Annotated in this window: 14 protein-coding genes and 1 riboswitch; of the genes, 5 read left to right on the top strand and 9 right to left on the bottom strand. The window is 70.9% G+C overall.

Translation table 11 applies throughout. The features are described 5' to 3' along the window. Window positions 1-36: 36 nt before the first annotated feature. Window positions 37-158: riboswitch (cobalamin riboswitch) on the bottom strand. A gap of 3 nt (window positions 159-161) precedes the next feature. From ACZ7DY_RS13880 to clpS, 4 genes are all read right to left on the bottom strand, one after another. Continuing rightward, window positions 162-584, bottom strand: coding sequence for a M67 family metallopeptidase (locus ACZ7DY_RS13880; protein ID WP_471134178.1), 423 nt, complete (start codon window positions 582-584; stop codon window positions 162-164). 102 nt (window positions 585-686) lie between these two features. Continuing rightward, window positions 687-2,192 carry an amino acid permease gene (locus ACZ7DY_RS13885; protein WP_471134181.1) on the bottom strand — a complete coding sequence of 502 codons (1,506 nt, stop codon included), beginning with the start codon at window positions 2,190-2,192 and terminating at the stop codon, window positions 687-689. Between the two features lie 372 nt (window positions 2,193-2,564). Continuing rightward, window positions 2,565-3,170 (bottom strand): DUF2017 domain-containing protein, encoded by a 606-nt coding sequence (locus tag ACZ7DY_RS13890; protein ID WP_471134183.1) that lies wholly within the window; start codon window positions 3,168-3,170, stop codon window positions 2,565-2,567. 43 nt (window positions 3,171-3,213) lie between these two features. Then, window positions 3,214-3,528, bottom strand: coding sequence for an ATP-dependent Clp protease adapter ClpS (gene clpS / locus ACZ7DY_RS13895; RefSeq protein WP_471134186.1), 315 nt, complete (start codon window positions 3,526-3,528; stop codon window positions 3,214-3,216). Window positions 3,529-3,619: 91 nt separating this feature from the next. Between clpS and ACZ7DY_RS13900 the strand changes: the two genes are divergently transcribed. Then, window positions 3,620-4,948 (top strand): nicotinate phosphoribosyltransferase, encoded by a 1,329-nt coding sequence (locus tag ACZ7DY_RS13900; RefSeq protein WP_471134188.1) that lies wholly within the window; start codon window positions 3,620-3,622, stop codon window positions 4,946-4,948. 178 nt (window positions 4,949-5,126) lie between these two features. After that, window positions 5,127-5,711 carry a nicotinamidase gene (locus ACZ7DY_RS13905; RefSeq protein WP_471134191.1) on the top strand — a complete coding sequence of 195 codons (585 nt, stop codon included), beginning with the start codon at window positions 5,127-5,129 and terminating at the stop codon, window positions 5,709-5,711. A gap of 101 nt (window positions 5,712-5,812) precedes the next feature. Here ACZ7DY_RS13905 and ACZ7DY_RS13910 read toward each other — a convergent pair whose 3' ends face one another. After that, entirely contained in the window at window positions 5,813-6,157 is a 345-nt protein-coding gene (locus tag ACZ7DY_RS13910) for a hypothetical protein (protein ID WP_471134193.1), read from the bottom strand. Between the two features lie 156 nt (window positions 6,158-6,313). Further along, complete coding sequence (locus tag ACZ7DY_RS13915; protein WP_471134196.1) at window positions 6,314-8,728, bottom strand: immune inhibitor A domain-containing protein; 2,415 nt, start codon at window positions 8,726-8,728, stop codon at window positions 6,314-6,316. 492 nt (window positions 8,729-9,220) lie between these two features. On the opposite strand from ACZ7DY_RS13915, the gene ACZ7DY_RS13920 reads away from it, so the two are divergent. Beyond that, window positions 9,221-9,505 (top strand): hypothetical protein, encoded by a 285-nt coding sequence (locus ACZ7DY_RS13920; protein ID WP_471134198.1) that lies wholly within the window; start codon window positions 9,221-9,223, stop codon window positions 9,503-9,505. A 78-nt stretch (window positions 9,506-9,583) separates the two neighbouring features. Here the strand turns inward: ACZ7DY_RS13920 and ACZ7DY_RS13925 are convergent, their stop codons facing one another. After that, on the bottom strand, window positions 9,584-10,273 hold the full coding sequence (locus ACZ7DY_RS13925) for an RDD family protein (protein WP_471134201.1): 690 nt from the start codon (window positions 10,271-10,273) through the stop codon (window positions 9,584-9,586). 66 nt (window positions 10,274-10,339) lie between these two features. Further along, on the bottom strand, window positions 10,340-11,842 hold the full coding sequence (locus tag ACZ7DY_RS13930; RefSeq protein WP_471134203.1) for an RDD family protein: 1,503 nt from the start codon (window positions 11,840-11,842) through the stop codon (window positions 10,340-10,342). Window positions 11,843-12,110: 268 nt separating this feature from the next. Between ACZ7DY_RS13930 and ACZ7DY_RS13935 the strand changes: the two genes are divergently transcribed. Beyond that, window positions 12,111-12,590: an SsgA family sporulation/cell division regulator gene (locus ACZ7DY_RS13935; RefSeq protein WP_471134206.1), complete on the top strand. Its 480-nt coding sequence runs from the start codon at window positions 12,111-12,113 to the stop codon at window positions 12,588-12,590. Window positions 12,591-12,624: 34 nt separating this feature from the next. On the opposite strand, the gene ACZ7DY_RS13940 is transcribed toward ACZ7DY_RS13935, so the two are convergent. Next, the gene (locus ACZ7DY_RS13940; protein WP_471134207.1) at window positions 12,625-13,995 is read right to left on the bottom strand and encodes an FAD-binding oxidoreductase; all 1,371 of its coding nucleotides are present in this window, start codon (window positions 13,993-13,995) and stop codon (window positions 12,625-12,627) included. Window positions 13,996-14,105: 110 nt separating this feature from the next. On the opposite strand from ACZ7DY_RS13940, the gene ACZ7DY_RS13945 reads away from it, so the two are divergent. Then, the gene (locus ACZ7DY_RS13945; RefSeq protein ID WP_471134209.1) at window positions 14,106-15,635 is read left to right on the top strand and encodes a tetratricopeptide repeat protein; all 1,530 of its coding nucleotides are present in this window, start codon (window positions 14,106-14,108) and stop codon (window positions 15,633-15,635) included. Window position 15,636: the final 1 nt, after the last annotated feature.

Consider the following 15,636-nt stretch of genomic DNA (forward strand, 5'->3'; position numbering starts at 1 on the left):
TGCCTCCTCCAGGGGATTTCCGCGTCCCCTGCGTCGGGTGGAGGAAGGCGGCAGGTCAGTTCCTGACTACCCCCGGCCCCGGTACGGGGTGGGGTCACAGTGGCGGGACCGTGCCGGATTCGCGCCGGCTTCCTGGGTCCTGCCGCCCTCGTGAGTAAAGATCAGTATGCCTGTACGACCTTTACCTCTTCCTCGGTGACCTCGCCGTCGACGATGCGGTACGAGCGGAACTGGAAGGGTCCTGCGTCGTCGGTGTCGGCCGTGGAGACCAGGACGTAGTGCGCGCCGGGCTCGTTGGCGTACGTGATGTCGGTGCGCGAGGGGTAGGCCTCGGTCGCCGTGTGCGAGTGGTAGACGATCACCGGCTCCTCGTCGCGGTCGTCCATCTCGCGGTAGAGCTTGAGCAGGTCACCCGAGTCGAACTCGTAGAACGTGGGCGAGCGCGCGGCGTTCAGCATGGGGATGAACCGCTCGGGGCGGCCGGTGCCCGCCGGTCCCGCGACCACGCCGCACGCCTCGTCGGGGTGGTCCTGGCGCGCGTGCGCGACGATCTGGTCGTGGAGGGCCTGGGTGATGGTCAGCATGGGAGTCAGGATAAGCAGAGGGCCCGCACCGTACCGAAGTGTGGTACGGGCGGGCCCGAATGCTGGACACGGCCCGGAAGAGCCGGTGTCGGGGCGCCGGTGTCAGTCCTTCTCGACCGGCGCGCTGCCGGCGGTGACGGAGCCGTCGACGGCGGTCTTGCGCTTGGTGAACGCCGCGGCATCGGGGTTGCGGCTCTTGAGCACCAGGTAGGAGACCGTGAGGATCAGGGCCCAGACCGGGGCGGCGTAGAGCGAGATCCGCGCGTCCTTGTCGACGCCCATCATCACGATGACCATGCCGATGAAGAGCAGCGCGAACCAGCTGGTGTACGGGGCGCCCGGGGCGCGGAAGGTGGACTGCGGCAGCTCGCCGCGGTCGGCCTTGCGGCGGTAGCGGATCTGGCAGGCCAGGATCATGATCCAGGCCCACATGCCGGAGATGGTGGCGAAGGAGACGACGTAGTTGAACGCCTCGCCCGGCCACTGGTAGTTGATCCAGACGCCGACCAGCATGAACGCGGCGGAGACCGTGGTGCCGGTCAGCGGCAGGCCGTTCTTCGTGAGCTTGGTGAAGAACTTCGGGCCCTGGCCGTTGAGCGCCAGGTCGCGCAGCATGCGGCCGGTGGAGTACATGCCGGAGTTGCAGGAGGAGAGCGCGGCGGTGAGGACCACGAAGTTCACGATGGCGGCGCCGACGCCGAGACCCATCTCCTCGAAGGCCTTCACGAACGGCGAGACGCCCGGCTTGAAGGAGGTCCACGGCACGACCGAGAGGATCATGATCAGCGCGCCGACGTAGAAGACGGCGATGCGCCACGGCACGGTGTTGATCGCCTTGGGCAGGACGGTCTTCGGGTCCTTGGACTCGCCCGCGGTGACGCCGACGAGCTCGACGGCGAGGAAGGCGAACATCACGATCTGCAGGGTCATCAGCGTGGAGCCGATGCCGTTGGGGAAGAAGCCGCCGTCGTTCCACAGGTGGGTGACGGACGCGGTGTCGCCGGCGTCGGAGAAGCCGATGGTGAGGATGCCGACGCAGATCAGGATCATGCCGATGATGGCGGTGACCTTGACCATCGAGAACCAGAACTCCAGCTCACCGAAGAGCTTCACGGAGATGAGGTTCGCGCCGTACAGGATGACCGTGAAGACCAGGGCGTACGCCCATTGCGGGAACGAGTCGTGTGTCCAGTACTGCATGTACTGGGCGGCCGCGGTGACTTCGGTGATGCCGGTGACGACCCAGAAGAGCCAGTAGGTCCAGCCGGTCACGAAACCGAAGAACGGGCCCATGAACTCGCGTGCGTACTCCGAGAAGGAGCCGGACACGGGCCGGTACATGAGGAGCTCGCCGAGCGCCCGCATGATGAAGAAGATGACGAGGCCCGCGATGGCGTACGCCAGGATGAGGCTGGGGCCGGCCTTGTGGATGGCCTTGCCCGCGCCGAGGAACAGGCCGGTGCCGATGGCGCCGCCGATCGCGATCATCTGGATCTGCCGGGCTCCGAGCCCGCGCTGATAGCCCTCGCCCTCGCCGGACGAGCCGCCCTGCGCGACACCATTGCCGCCGTGCTCGCCGTGGTGCTCTTCGACCTGCACTGAGGTCATGGTGACGCCTTTCTCCATGCTGATCCGCGCCCGCACATCTGCGTTGTGGCTGCGGACCAGGTCCTGATCCCCCCGGATATGGATGGAGTGCTACCGGCGGTCTGCCGGCTGGAGCGCCCTCGGCGACATGGGTGGCGTCACCGAGCGGTCGTGAAGATTTATCACGGGGGCAACAGTGAGGGAATGAGCCACCTGTGGCACAGAACACAGGGAGAAGCGGACAAAGCGCCCTTGACACCGCAAAAGCGGACAACGGCTTGACGCGATCGTTATCCGGATTTGAGGATCCGCTGAGCGAACGGCCCGCCTCGTGAACAGAACCTGTCCACTACAACAAATTTCGCTGCCGTATGCACCGAATTTGGCCCGGTTTCAGTCCAGCAACGTCCCCACCAGCGTTTCCTGCAAGCCGCCCAGCCAGAGATAGGCCATCACCATCGGCTTGCGGGGGTCGGTGTCCGGGAGGCGGTAGAGCAGATCCGCGTCCTCCTCGTCGCTGACCTCAAGGCGCGTGCCGATCGCGAGCCGGAGGTCGTTGAGGGCGCCGAGCCACCGCTGGGACTCCTCGACCGACAGTTTCAGGACAGCTCCGCCGTCGCCGGACGCCGTCATCGCGTCCAGCGAACGGATCACCACCAGCGCGTCGTCGCGCTTCTTGGCCCGCAGATCGTTCTCCGTGAAGCGGCGGAACTCCGCCGAGTACGCCCGCGCCTCCTCGGCGTCGCCCGGCGCGGCGTCCTCACTCCCCGGCCCGCCGTACGCGTCGGGCAGCAGCCGCCGCATCACCGGGTCGGAGGGCGGCTCGCTCGGCCCCTCGGCGAAGAGCTCCGCGAGGGGGTCGTCGGAGACCTCCCCGCCCGGACCCGGCCCGATCAGCTCCAGGAGCTGCACGGCGAGGGAACGGATGATCGAGATCTCGACCTCGTCGAGCGCGACGGCGGCGCCGCCCCCGGGAATCGGTTCGAATTGTCCTGGCATCAGATGCGTCGCTGCTTCCGGTCCGTGCGCTGCTGGAGGTCGGCTACTTGCGGTCCTGCTGAAGAGTGGCCCACAGGCCGTAACCGTGCATGGCCTGCACGTCGCGCTCCATCTCCTCACGGGTACCGCTGGAGACGACCGCGCGGCCCTTCTGGTGGACGTCCATCATCAGCTTCGTGGCCTTCTCCTTCGAGTACCCGAAGTACGTCTGGAACACGTACGTCACGTAACTCATCAGATTGACCGGGTCGTTGTGCACGAGCGTGATCCAGGGAACGTCCGGCTCGGGGACGACGAGCGCCTCTTCGTCCGAATCCGGGCGGGTGATTTCTGCGGGAGCCGTACTCACGTGCCCCATGCTGCCACCCCTGAAGGGCCCTCGCACAAATGGTCTCCCGCGCGCGCCACGAAATCGTCAGAGTGACGAGATTGGGGGTAGCATCCTTCGTATGAACACAGCGGACCTTGGCCTGCCGGTGGATGTTCCGTCGACAGCGCTTTTCACGGACCAGTACGAGCTGACGATGTTGCAGGCCGCACTGAAGGCGGGCACCGGCGACCGGCGTTCGGTCTTCGAGGTCTTCACCCGCAGACTGCCCGAGGGCCGCCGCTACGGCGTGGTGGCCGGAACCGGCCGGGTCCTGGACGCCGTGGAGAACTTCCGCTTCGACGCCGGCGTCCTCGGCTTCCTGCGCGAGCGCGGCATCGTCGACGAGGCGACCCTGGAGTGGCTGGCCGGCTACCGCTTCAGCGGCGACATCTGGGGCTACCCCGAGGGCGAGGTCTACTTCCCCGGCTCGCCCATCCTGCGGGTCGAGGGCTCCTTCGCGGAGTGCGTGCTCCTGGAGACCGTGATCCTCTCCATCCTCAACCACGACTCGGCCATCGCGGCCGCCGCCTCCCGGATGTCCTCCGCCGCCGGGGACCGCCCGCTGATCGAGATGGGCGCCCGCCGCACCCACGAGCTGGCCGCCGTCGCCGCCTCCCGCGCCGCCTACGTCGGCGGCTTCACCACCACGTCGGACCTCGCCGCCGGCTTCCGCTACGGCATCCCGACCGTCGGCACCAGCGCCCACGCCTTCACCCTGCTGCACGACAACGAACGCGACGCCTTCCAGGCCCAGGTGGACTCCCTCGGCCCCGGCACCACGCTCCTCGTGGACACGTACGACGTGACCGAGGCCGTCCGCACCGCGGTGGAGATCGCCGGGCCCGAGCTCGGCGCCGTCCGCATCGACTCCGGTGACCTGCTGCTCGTCGCGCACCGGGTGCGCAAGGAGCTGGACGAGCTCGGCGCGACCAAGACGAAGATCGTCGTCACCTCCGACCTCGACGAGTACGCCATCGCCTCGCTCGCGGCGGCGCCCGTGGACGCGTACGGCGTGGGCACCCAGCTCGTCACCGGGTCCGGGCACCCCACCTGCTCGATGGTCTACAAGCTGGTGGCCCGCGCCCACTCCGCCGACCCGAAGGCGCCCCTGGAGCCGGTGGCGAAGAAGTCGCTCGGCGCCAAGTCCTCGATGGGCGGCCGCAAGTGGGCCGCGCGCCGCACCGACGCGTACGGGGTCGCCGAGGCCGAGGTGGTCGGCACCGGTCCGGTACCGGCCGACCTGGCCGACCGGCAGCTCCTGGTCGAGCTGGTCAAGGGCGGCGACGTCGTGGCCCGCGAGCCGCTGGACGCCGTCCGTGACCGGCACGCCGCCGCCCGCGCCGGGCTGCCCCTGTCGGCGACGCAGCTGTCGCGCGGCGAGGCGGTCATCCCGACGGAGTACGTCTGACGGGTGGGGAGGGGGCGCCTCCCGGCCCACACCCGGCGACCGGGGGGCCGCAGCGGCGCCCGGTGACCGGTGGCCGCACCGGCGCCCCCTCCCGCAACGCCCGCGAAGTCTCTACGCTCGGTTCATCCGGCCGAGTCCCCCACCGTTCCCCGCCCTGCCGAGCCGAAGGACACCCGCCATGCGCCGCGCACTGATCGTCGTAGACGTGCAGAACGACTTCTGCGAGGGCGGCAGCCTTCCGGTCGCCGGCGGGGCGGACGTGGCCGCATCCATCACCGAGCTGATCGGCCAGGCCCCGGCGGGCTACCGCCACGTCGTGGCCACCCGCGACCACCACATCGAGCCCGGCGACCACTTCTCCGACCACCCCGACTACGTCGACTCCTGGCCGCCGCACTGCGTGGCCGGCACGGAGGGCATCGGCTTCCACCCGAACTTCGCCCCCGCGGTCGCCTCCGGCGCCATCGACGCGGTCTTTTCCAAGGGCGCCCACTCGGCGGCGTACAGCGGCTTCGAGGGCGTCGACGAGAACGACGTGCCGCTGGCGCGGTGGCTGCGCGAGCGGGAGATCACCGAGGTCGACGTGGTGGGCATCGCCACGGATCACTGCGTGCGCGCCACCGCGCTGGACGCGGCGCGGGAGGGGTTCCGGACGACGGTGCTTCTGGACCTCACGGCCGGGGTCTCGGCGGCGACCACCGAGACGGCGATGGCCGAGCTCCGCTCGGCCGGGGTGGAGCTCACGGGCAAGCCCGTCGTCTGACCCGCGGGCCGGTGGGGGCTCGGCGCGCGGTTCCCCGCGCCCCTGGGTGGTCCTGCGTGCCGCCCGAGCGAAGGTGCCGCCCGCAGAACGCACGAGAGCTGTCAGAACGGGACCCCTGACCCACGGGAGTGGGGAGCGGCGCGGCCCTGCCTCCGCAGGGCTCGGATCGGGTGCCACAGCTCCCGCGCGTCGTCCGGCGCCGTCCGCCATATCAGGCCGTCGGGGTGGTGCAGCACCGCCGTGACCTCGTCGGGCGTGGGCGGCTCCGCGTTGCCGCGCAGGTACACCGCGCGCATGCCGAGGTTGCGCAGCCTGGTCAGGGCTCGGGCGCGGTTCACGGCGTGCACGATCATCCTGACCGTGCCGCCGCCCGGCGACGGGCTCGGCAGGGTCAGCGCCACCACCACACTGCCGTTCGGCAGCTTGCAGAAACCTCCTGCGGACATGCTCGGTCACACCCCCGTGAGACATCGGACGGGGTCCCCGGCCGCCACGGCCGGGCCCCGCGTCAATAAGAAATCCACAGGACGCACCTAAACACGATCGGCCGCCGCCCGCTAGAGGGCGACGGCCGATCATGGCTTGACCTGCGAAAACGCTAATTACTTCTTAGAGGGGCCCACCTGGAGGGTGATCGTCGAGCCGTCCTTGGGCTGCTTGATGATCTTGATCTGCGTGTTGGTGTCAGTGACCTTCACGCTTCCCGTGGGGTTCGACGCGTACCAGTAGGTGCCCTTGTGGTCGTCGAAGACCGGGACACCCTTCTGGGACTTGATCTTCAGCGCGACGTCCGCGTTGTGGAGCGTGAACGCGTCCGTCGCGAACTTGCTGAAGGGCGCGTCGAACGGCTGGATCTTGTTGCGCAGGATCGTGCCGTCCTTCCACTTCAGCGGCTTGGCGTGGGCGTCGACCGGAAGGATCAGGCCCGCACCGGGGTGCTGGCTGGTGTTGTTGTCCTTCTGCGAGGTGTCCCACTGCCAGACCATCAGGCCGGTCTGGTACGGGTAGTGCTCGACCCAGTCGGGACGGGACTGCGAGAAGCCGAAGTTGTACGGGCCGACCTTCAGGGTCTTGTCGTACGACACGTACTGGCGGTTCTCGGCGAGGTAGTACTGGTCGTACTTCTTGGTGAAGGACTCACCGATGCGCGAGAAGCCCTTCGCCGTCCAGCCGTTGTCGTCACCCTCGGCGCCGTCCTCGAACAGCTTGGTGCCGTCCGCGGTGACCGCGAGCGCGTCGGCCGTGAAGCCCTTGCCGCCCGCGCCGCCGTCCGTGGCGTAGCGGAAGCGGATGTCGATCTTCTTGCCGGCGTAGGCGTCGAGCGGGAAGACCAGCTTCTTGTACGCGCCCGAGACGCCGGTCAGCGCGGGCTTGTCACCGGCGTCGCGGGTGATCGGCCTGCCGTCCGCGGTGCCGTCCACCGGCGTCCAGTTGGCGCCGTTGTCCGTCGAGACCTCGGTGTAGAGGTAGTCGTAGTTGGCCTCGATGTCCCACCAGCCCTGCAGCGAGAGCTCGGCCTTGGACTTGCCGGTCAGGTCGACGGAGCGCGTCAGGGTGTTCTTGAGGTCGTCGCCCTGGTCGCTCCACCACTGCTTGGCGCCCTCGGCGGGCTTCACGACGGTGGTGGTGACGGGCTTCTTCGGCAGGTCGACGACGAGCGCCTGACGGTGGCGGGTGTTGTACTCGGAGACGCCCAGCTTGTGCTCGGAGGTCGTCGCGGCCTTCGCCTTGGCGTAGTCGAGCCAGCCCAGCTGGAACTTGTCCCAGGCAGTCATGTCGCCCGGCAGGTCACCGATGGCGTCCTTGCCGGTGCCGAGCCAGGAGCCCGCCGACATCAGCGACCAGAAGCCGACCGAGTTCTCGCCCTTGCCCGTGGTGTCGTAGAGGTCCGGCAGACCGAGGTCGTGGCCGTACTCGTGGGCGAAGACGCCGAGGCCGCCGTTCTCCGGCTGCATCGTGTAGTCGCCGACCCAGATGCCCGAGTCGCCGATCTGGGTGCCGCCGGCCTTGTTGTTGCCCGGACCGGTCTTGCCCGCGTCGTTGCCGTAGGCGTACCAGCGGTGCGCCCACAGGGCGTTCTTGCCCTCGGCGCCGCCGCCGGCCGACTCGTCCTCGCCGGCGTGGACCAGTTGGAAGTGGTCGATGTAGCCGTCGGGCTCGTTGAAGTTGCCGTCGTTGTCGAAGTCGTAGCGGTCCCAGAGGTCGTACTTGGCCAGGTCCGCCTTGATCTGCTCGTCCGTGCGGCCCTTGTCCTTCTGGTCCTTGGCCCAGGCGGTCACGCCGTCCTTGACCGCGTCCCAGACGTTCGGGCAGTTGGTGTCGCCGCAGTAGTTCGAGCCGTAACGGGCCTCGTTGTAGTCGACCTTGACCCAGTCGGAGACCTCGCCGTCGACCGAGTACCGGCCCGAGGAGGTCTTCTCGTAATAGGTCTTCAGCGAGTGCTTCGTCTTGCCGCTGCTGTCCTTGCCCTGACCGAAGTACAGGTCCTGGAAGTGCTTCTTGTTGTAGTCGGCCTGCCAGGCCGTGCTGTTGTCCTTCGCCCTGTTGGGCTTGGCTATCTTGTTGTGCAGCGGGCCGGGCTTGCCGCCGTACTTCTTGACCGGCTGCTCCGGGCCCTCGGGGCCGTCCGGGTCGTACATGGTCGTGTCGTCGACCTTGTTCCCGAACTCCACCAGGATCGTGAAGATCTTGTCGGTCTTCTCCCGGCCCAGCTCGACGTACTTCTTGTCGTCGAGCTTGACGACCTTGGAGGCGCCCCTCTTCTGGACCTTGGCGTCGCCCGCGACGACCTGCTGCAGGGCCGCCTTGCGCTGCTGCGCCTGCTGCTTGCTGAACGGACCGTCCAGGTCGTGGTCGACCTGTGCCTTGGTCCGCGACGGGTCCTGCCGGTCGACGGCCGGCGCCCCGCCCGAGGCGCCGTCCTGGGCCGAAGCCGTCGCTGCCGCGAAGGTCGCGGTGGCCGCGGCCATCGCCACGGCCACCGCGGTGGCTCTGAACGTCCGTGTTCTGACTGTCACTTGATGCTGTCCTCCCCCGCGCCCGCGCGAAATGTGACGGACCGATGTCCCGGTCGGAGGAGGTCCGCGCGCGATGTACGCGTCACAAGTGACGACATTCGACCGGAAGTACGGGAGAAAAGACAGACCTTGACTTGGACAGGCCAAGTGCACTATGCAGACGCCGGACCCCGGTATCCGGACACGGAGCACTCCCCCACGGGGCAGGCGAACGGGCGCGCCGCACCGTCCACTTGATGGACGCCATGAACCCGTGCGCCCCCTGTGCTGCGGCACCGTGGGTTAGGTCACGCTTACTACCCGTTCCCGTCGGGCATGGTGCGGAATAGAGTCAATCGACGGTGCGCCACCGCGCGAAGCGGCACATCCCAAGTCGCTGCCGTCAAGCACCCTTTGATTCGCATAAGCCGTGCCCACATCCGCATCCGCCCCCATGGTCCACAAGACGTGGGGGGATCACTGCCGAGGACGGATCACGTCATGCCTCGTCCCATGCCACGTCCGACCACCGCACAGATCACCTACGGTTCGGTGACCGTCATCGTCTCGACCCTCGCGATGCTGCTGCTCTCCCAGACCGCCTCGGGGGTCGGCATCGCGGTGATATCCCTGGCCGCGCTCGGCCTCGGGTTACTGGTCGCCATGACGGTGCCGCTGCCCAAACCGCCCGCGGCGCCGGCCGCACGCGCCACGGCGGCGCCCGCCGCCGCCGACGAGCGCGTCCCCGCGCAGCGCTCCGTGCTCGCCGACCCGGTACGCGAACCGGCGGGCCCGTGAGTCACGGGCCCGCCGCATGAGCGTGCCACCACCGCGCCCGGCAGTGCCGGGCCGGGGCCGGGAGTGCGCCGGCAGCGGCTAGACGCTGACCACCACCGTCTTCGCCGCCTTGTCGTGCAGGCCCTGTTTGTAGGGCTTGTCGAAGAAGCTCCAGCCGCCGCTGATCGCCGTCCAGATGCAGGCGCAGCAGAAGGCGAACGGCAGCCAGAGGACGGCCGCGCGGGCGAGCGCGGTCTGCACTCCCGGCGTGGCCCCGTCGTTGAGGTTCGCGACCCGCATCCCCAGCCACTTCTTGCCGAGCGTCTGCCCGGTCCTGGAGATCATGAAGGTGTCGTACGCGATGTAGAGCACGGCGGCCAGCAGGGACTGGCCGAACGACTTGCCCGTGTTCACGTCGTCCGGGTCGATGTCGTACTCCGCCGTGCCGAACGCCCATGACAGCAGGGCCACCACGACGGCCACCAGCACCATGTCGATGATGCGGGCGAGCACACGCTTGCCGCTGTCGGCGAGCGGGGGCATTCCGGCGAGGGGATCCGTCCCCCCGAAGCCACCGGGACCGCCGTAGCCGCCGGGGCCGCCCGGCCCGCCGCTGCCGCCCCCGTACGGGTCACCGCCGTAGGGCGGAGGCGGGGTGCCGTAGGGCGAGCCGCCGCCCGGGGGCGGGGTGTCGTACGGGGAGCCGCCGCCCTCCGGTGGCCGGTTCGGCGGCTGCTTCTTGAACGGGTCGTCGTCCGGCGGCGGATATTGCGGCGGTTCGGTGCTCATGGCCCGAGTCGACCGCGACCGCCCCGGCTCCGCATCCGGCGAGCGGCCGACCGGGTTACCCGGGCGTCACCCCGCGACGAACGTGTTCGCCGCCTTGTCGTGCCAGCACTGGCGCCAGGGCCGGTCGAAGACGCACCACACCACGCCCACCACGCCGATCACCAGCACGCCCGGCACGCAGTACACCAGCCAGCGCCTGAGCGCCGCCCCGAACGTCGGCGTCTCGTGCTCCTCGATGTCCCGCACCTGGACGCCGCACACCTTCTTGCCCGGTGTGCGGCCCCACTTGGCGGTGGGCAGTACCTCGTAGACGACGCCGAAGAGCAGCAGGACGGCGAGGACGATGCCGAGGTAGCCCGCCGTGGTGCCGTCGAGCAGCCAGACGGTGGTCTTCTCGCCGGAGAGCTTCGCCGCGTCGATCTTGCCGTCGATGTGGTCGGCGGCCTTGGTGCCGAGCGGCAGCGCGGCCGCGCCGGTGACGGCGGCGAGGACGACGGTGTCGATCAGCCGTGCCGCGAGGCGTCTGCCGAGTCCGGCCGGGCGGGCCGCGGCCTGCGCCTGCGCCACCGCGAGGAACGGGTCGGCGGCCACCGGCTTCCACGGCACGACGGGCTGTCCCTCGCCGCCGTGCTGCTCGGGGGCCGGGCCGGCCGGGGGCTGCGCGAGCTGGTGCACCTGCTGGGCCCAGGAGGGCGAGCCTCCGCCGGGCCCCGAGGTGACGGGGTGGGGGACGCCGCCCTGCTGCGGCACGGCGGGCTGCGGGGCCGCGGCGTCCGGCTGCGGGTGCTGGGCCTGCGGTTGAGGCTGAGGCTGAGACTGGGGTTGGGGCTGCTGAGGCTGCTGTGTCTGCGGGGGTACGGCTCCCTGCTGCGGTACGGAGGGCTGGGCGGCGGCGGTCTGCGCGCCGCGCCGGGCGGACTTGGGGCGGATCGCGCGGATGGACATGGTGCCGTCGGTGCCGGGCGAGGCGGCGGGCGTGCCCTGGCCGCCGGGCTTGCCCGCGGCGGGCCGCACCGGCCCGGTGGGCCGGCGGAACGTCACCGTGCCCTCGCCGCTGGCCGGCTTCGCGGCGCCGGGCTCGACCGCGCGGATCGTGACCGTGCCGGGGTTGCTGTCGCCGTGCGGCGCCCCGGTCTCCCCCGGGGCCTTCGCCCGCGCGGCCTCCTCGGGGAGTTCCGCGCGGGGCGCGGCGTCGCTCGGCACGCGCGGGTCGGACTGGTTCGGGTCGCCCCAGGAGACGCGCTCCTGCTCGGCGCCGAGCCCGGCCTGCCGGCCCGCGTCGGCGCCCCACGCGGAGGCGGGCTCGGGCCGCTCCCCCGGGTCCGTCCGCGGTTCCTCGTCGAAGAAGTGGGGGCCCGTCTCCTCCACGGGCGGCGGGACCACGGCACCCGTGTCGGCACCGGCGCCGGGAGGGGCCGGGAGGGGTTCGCCGTCGGACGGTGCGGGACGGCTCGTACCGGGGACCCAGGCGGCACCGTTCCAGTACCGGACATATCCGGGAATGGACGGGTCGGGGTAGTAGCCTTCGCGCGGCCGGTCGTCGCCTGGGGCCGGAGTTGGGGCGCTCATGTCCGTCGTCCCGTATCTGCTCGGGGGTCTTCTGGGGGCTCCACATCTATCAGACCTCCGTGTGCCACCGGGCGGCTCCCGGCCCACGGACCACTTTCCGGGCACGCTCCCCACACATCCCCCGCCCCCTCCGCTCCCCCTCCCGGCCTCCGCCGCGCAGCGGTCCGGAGAAACTTTCCCGAACCCGCGTAATGCTCCGGCGATCTCGCGCTCTCCACTCGTACGGGTCCGCTCCCAGGGCCCCTACAGGGAAAGGCAGGGCATCGACATGCACTCCGTGGTGGAACGCGAACTGGAGCTGAAACTCGTCCTCTCGCCGGAACGGGCCATCCCCGTCCCGGCCCGCCTCACCTACCGCACCGACGACCCGTACGCCGTCCACATCGCCTTCCACATCGGCTCCGAGCACCCGGTGAACTGGACGTTCGCCCGCGAGCTGCTGGTGGAGGGGGTCTTCAGGGCGTGCGGCCACGGGGACGTGCGGGTCTGGCCGACCAAGGTGGACGGCCGCGGCGTGGTCCTGATGGCGCTCAGCTCGCCGGACGGCGACGCCCTCCTGGAGGCGCCGGCCACCGCCGTCTCCGCCTGGCTCGAGCGGACGCTGCGGGTGGTCCCGCCGGGCTCCGAGTCCGAGCAGCTCGGCATCGACGACGGCCTCGCCGAGCTGCTCGCGCCCGCCTCCGGCCGTGCCGACGAGCTCTGGCTGCGCGACCCGTGGCCCTCGGACGAGTCCAAGGACGGTGAGTGAACTCCCGCGCCACGGGGGCGGACAGGGAATCCGATCAGAAGAGCTTGCCCGGGTTGAGCAGGGAGTGCGGGTCGAAGGCGGCCTTGATGGCCTGCTGCATCTCGACGCCCACCGGGCCGATCTCGCGCGCCAGCCACTCCTTCTTCAGGACGCCGACGCCGTGCTCGCCGGTGATGGTGCCGCCGAGTTCGAGGCCGAGGGCCATGATCTCGTCGAAGGATTCGCGGGCGCGCCCGCTCTCGTCGGGGTCGGCCGCGTCGAAGCAGACGGTGGGGTGGGTGTTCCCGTCGCCGGCGTGCGCGCAGACCCCGATGGTCAGGCCGTACTTCCCGGCGATGCGCTCGACGCCGTCGAGCATGTCGGCGAGCTTCGAGCGCGGCACGCACACGTCGTCGATCATCGTGCTGCCCTTGACGGCTTCGAGGGCGGTGAGCGACAACCGCCGGGCCTGGAGGAGGAGTTCGGACTCGGCGGTGTCCTCGGCCGGGACGACCTGGGTGGCGCCCGCGGCCTCGCAGAGCGCGCCCACCGCGGCGAGGTCCACCGCCGGGTCCGGGGTGTCGAAGGCGGCGAGCAGGAGCGCCTCGGTGGTCTCGGGCAGCCCCATGTGGGCGAGGTCGTTGACGGCCTTCACCGTCGTACGGTCCATCAGTTCGAGGAGCGAGGGGGCGTGGCCGCCCGCCATGATCCGGCAGACGGCGTCGCAGGCGGCCTGCACCGAGCCGAACTCGGCGGCCAGGACGAGCTGCCGGGGCGGCTCGGGCTTGAGCGCGAGGACCGCGCGGACGACGATGCCGAGGCTGCCCTCGGAGCCGACGAAGAGCCGGGTCAGGTCGTATCCCGCGACGCCCTTGGCGGTGCGGCGTCCGGTGCTCATGAGCCGCCCGTCGGCGAGGACGACGTCGAGGCCGAGGACGTACTCCGCGGTGACCCCGTACTTCACGCAGCACAGGCCCCCGGCGGCGGTGCCGATGTTCCCGCCGATGGTGCACATCTCCCAACTGGAGGGATCCGGCGGGTAGTAGAGGCCGTGCTCGCCGACCGCGCGGGAGAGCGCGGCGTTGACGACGCCCGGCTCGACCACCGCGGTCCGGTCGACGGGGCTGATCTCCAGGATGCGGTTCATCTTGACGAGGGAGAGCACGATGCACCCCTCGCTGGCGTTCGCGGCGCCGGACAGGCCGGTGCGGGCGCCCTGCGGCACCACGGGGACGCGCAGCGCGGTGGCGGTCCGCATGACGTGCTGGACCTCCTCGACGGTGCGCGGCAGGACCACGACGGCGGGGACGCCCGCCTCGCAGAAGCTCGCCATGTCGTGCGCGTACGAGGACGTGACGTCCGGATCCGTGAGGAGCGCCTCGGCGGGGAGGCCCTCCCGGAGCAGTTCGACGAGGGTGCGGCTCATGATCACAGCCTCGCACCCGGGGCCATCGGTGTGAACCCGTCTGCGATGCCCTTCACCATGCCGGGATGTGCTCTTCGTATTGACGCACAGTGAAGGCCATGAACCCTTGGGTGAAACGTGGACTGATCACCTCCGCCGTGGGGAGCGTGCTGCTCGGCGGCGTCGTCGTGCTGCTGCCGCCGGAGGGGAAGGACGCGGCACCTCCCGCGCTGGGGCCCGCGGGGCGGGCGATGGCGGCCGTGGGGACGGGGGCGCCCGCCGCGCTGCCCGACCTGGCGGCGCTCATCGGGGAGCGCGAGGCGCAGGTGCGGGCGCACCCCCGCGACGAGCAGTCCTGGGCGGTGCTCGGCTCGGCCTACGTGGCGCGCGCGGAGCGGACCGCCGACGTCACGTACTTCCCGAAGGCCGAGACCGCGCTGAACACCTCCCTGCGGGTGCGGCCGGAGGGCAACCCGGAGGCGCTGACCGGCCTGGCCACGCTCGCCAACGCCCGGCACGACTACCGCGCCGCCAAGAAGTGGGGCGAGCTCGCGGCGCGGCAGGCCCCGAAGCGGTGGACGGTCTACCCGCCGCTGATCGACGCGTACAGCGGGCTCGGCGACGCGAAGGGCGTCGGCAGGGCCCTTGAGGCGCTGCAGAAGCTGGGCTCGGGCCCCGCGGTCCTGGAGTGGTCCGGGCAGGTCTACCGCGACCGCGGCTGGCGCGAGAACGCGAACACCGCACTGGCCGACGCGGCGGCGCTCGCCGAGGCCCCGGCGGAGAAGGCGGCGTGCCTGCACCGCGTCGGGGAGCTCGCCTGGGAGCGGGGCGAGCCGGCGGAGGCGCTGCGCTACGACGACGCGGCGCTCGCCGCCGACCCCGACCACCACCCGGCGATGGCGGGCCGGGGCCGTGCCTTGGCCGCGCTGGGCCGCTCCTCGGAGGCGCTGCAGGCCTACCGTTCGGCGCTCGCCAGACAGCCGCTACCCGAATACGCCCTCGAACTGGGCGAGTTGTACCAGTCGCTGAAGCTGCGGCCCGCCGCGAAGGCGCAGTACGACATGGTGCGGGCCCGGGTGAAGCAGGAGGGCGCGGCCGGCGTCAACGACGAGCGGATCCTCGGGCTCTTCGAGGCGGACCACGGCGACGCGGACAGGGCGGTGAAGCGGCTCAGCGCGGAGTACAAGCGGCACGGCAGCCCGCAGACGGCGGACGCGCTGGGCTGGGCGCTGCACCGCTCCGGGAAGAGCGAGGCGGGCCTGAAGCTGGTCACGAAGGCGATGGACAAGGGGCCGCGCAGCGCCCTGTTCGCCTTCCACCGGGGGCAGATCGAGCGGGAGCTGGCCCACTACGGCGCCGCGCGCCGCCACCTCGGCGAGGCGCTGCGCGTCAACCCGTACTTCTCGCCGCTGGGCGTGCCCGCGGCGAAGGAGGCGCTGGAGGAGCTGGGCGAGCCGCCGGAGGGCGGACCCGAGGAGATGTACGCGCCGGATCCGGTCGCGCAGGGCCCGCAGGCCTCTTCGCCCCGGCAGGCGGCGCCGCGCCGGACGACCCCTCGGGGCACGTCGCAGCGCCGGACGGCGCCGGGCACGTCGAGCGGCCGGACCGGGGGCAGGAGAGGGAGCGGGAGCGGTTCGGGGCGCGGGTCGTCCGCGAACTGAA

It is taken from the genome of Streptomyces sp. NPDC037013 (assembly GCF_055607265.1).